Here is a 1,410-nt window from a genome sequence, read left to right on the forward strand (position 1 = left end):
CGTGCGACCTGAAGTCGTATGAAGCGTTGTTCACCACGACAAGAGTGAACCATCTGTATCACCAGATGACCCTAGGATCCTGAATAAAGTAGCGGATCTGACAATGTAACGAAACTTGGCCGTTAGGCTGAGTGGGAACAAAATCGTGAGAGGATGTTCCTCCTGAAAACCACAATTCGGGTAAGTGCTAGGGAGTCAATATGATGAACGTATGTGAATCCATTAAAGGTGCGTTATATGATGAAGCAGCGGAAGTGGTTAATACGCTGTAGCCAAAACGGCAACGAGAGTCGGAAAGGAGTTGGGCATTGGCCTTTCGTGATCAAAGTACTCTCCGCACTAGAGTGGGCATCTAAGTTGACATATTACGTAACATACGGAACAGGGTAAGCCTGTATCGTTCCCTATGGGAAAGCCCTTGTGGCCGATAGCGATGCGGGTAAAGGAGGTCGGAGAAAGCGAAAGCTGCATTGTAACGATGCAGATACAGACCCGTGTCTGGTCACGAAAGTGAGCCCACTTCCGACTGGTCTTTCGTTGCGAGAAAGTTTGAAGAACTTTATTTAAGGAGAAACGCAAATGATGATTTCTAAAGAGATTAGTGCCTCTCCTGACAGTGCTCAATGGCAGTCTATCGACTGGAAACCTATTGAATCGCATGTATTAAAGCTTCAGATGCGTATCGCAAAGGCAACTAGAGAAGGTAAACACGGTAAAGCGAAAGCCTTGCAGTGGATACTAACTCATTCTCGCTCAGCCAAGCTTCTTGCAGTAAGGCGAGTATCTCAAAATAAAGGTAGCAAAACGCCTGGAATAGATGGTGTCATCTGGAACACAGATGCACGCCGCATAAAAGCAGTTAATCAATTGAGTCGAAAGGCGTACAAAGCCCAACCGCTCAAGCGTATCTACATCCCTAAAAAGAACGGCAAGCTCAGACCATTAGGCATTCCATGCATGATAGACAGAGCGCAACAAGCCCTCCATCTTCTTGCATTAGAGCCTATATCGGAAACGCTTGCTGACCCTAACAGTTATGGATTTAGGCCAAATCGCAGTACTGCCGATGCAGTTGGGCAGTGTTTCAAATGTTTGGCATTAAAGAAATCAGCTAAATGGGTACTTGAAGGGGATATTAAAGCTTGTTTCGACAAGATCGGCCATCAATGGCTTCTTGATAACATCGCTATTGATAAGAGAATGTTGGAACAATGGCTAAAATCTGGCTTTATGGACAAAGGTCTGTTTTATCGCACCGATGAGGGAACACCACAAGGTGGGATAATATCACCAACCTTGATGCTAATGACTCTTGCTGGACTTGAGCAGCATATTAAGTCTACGGCCCTCAAAAAGGGTAGTAGAGCCAATTTCATTGGATACGCCGACGATTTCGTCGTCACCTGCGCT

1 protein-coding gene is annotated in these 1,410 nt (G+C 45.6%); it reads left to right on the forward strand.

What is annotated here, in order from left to right:
* Nucleotides 1-579: 579 nt before the first annotated feature.
* Nucleotides 580-1,410 (forward strand): reverse transcriptase N-terminal domain-containing protein (locus tag VTH8203_RS18310; RefSeq protein ID WP_208617774.1); only part of this gene is annotated, 831 nt, incomplete at its 3' end.

Source organism: Vibrio thalassae (assembly GCF_900089835.1).
Taxonomy (GTDB): Bacteria; Pseudomonadota; Gammaproteobacteria; order Enterobacterales; family Vibrionaceae; genus Vibrio; species Vibrio thalassae.